The organism is Clavibacter lycopersici (assembly GCF_003576405.1).
GTDB classification, from domain to species: domain Bacteria; phylum Actinomycetota; class Actinomycetes; order Actinomycetales; family Microbacteriaceae; genus Clavibacter; species Clavibacter lycopersici.
Map to the genome: position 1 here is coordinate 1 of NZ_QWGT01000515.1, position 589 is coordinate 589.

Consider the following 589-nt stretch of genomic DNA (forward strand, 5'->3'; position numbering starts at 1 on the left):
CTCGCGAGGGGCACGCTCTCCCCCACCGCGTCGACGAAGCCGTCGAGGGCGCGCACGCCGACGTCGACCACGAGGTCCGCGAGGTCGCGCGCGTCGATCACCTGGGAGCGCCGGCCGGTCGCGTCGGGCACGAGCACGGGTCCGTCGCCCGCGAGCGCGAAGCGGGCCGGCCAGTAGCCGAACCGGTCGCTGTCATCGCCCGGGCCGACGACGAGGCCGGGGCGCACGATCATGCGCCGTCCGGCGAGCGCCGCGGTCACCGCCCGCTCGGCCGCCACCTTCGCCTGGCCGTACTCGTCGAGGTCGACCGGCTCCACGAGCGCCGCGCGCTCGTCGTCTCCGGCATGCGCGAAGGACGCGTACACGGACACGGTGCTCACCAGGGTCCAGTGCCGGGCCCGCTCGGCGAGCGCGGCGACGGCGGTGCGCGCGTGCTCCGCGGATGAGGTGAGGTCGACGACCTCGTCCCACAAGGCACCCGCGACCTCGTCGTAGGCGTCCGGCCGGTCGCGGTCCGCCGCGACGAAGCGGGTGCCCGCGGGCACGGAGCCGCCGGTGCCGCGCGCCAGGCACGTCACCCGGTCACCGC

1 protein-coding gene is annotated in these 589 nt (G+C 76.9%); it reads right to left on the reverse strand.

The window, feature by feature from the left end; translation table 11 throughout:
- A partial coding sequence (locus DZG00_RS16285; protein WP_233550185.1) for an NAD-dependent epimerase/dehydratase family protein occupies window positions 1–545 on the reverse strand: 545 nt, incomplete at its 3' end.
- Window positions 546–589 lie beyond the last annotated feature (44 nt).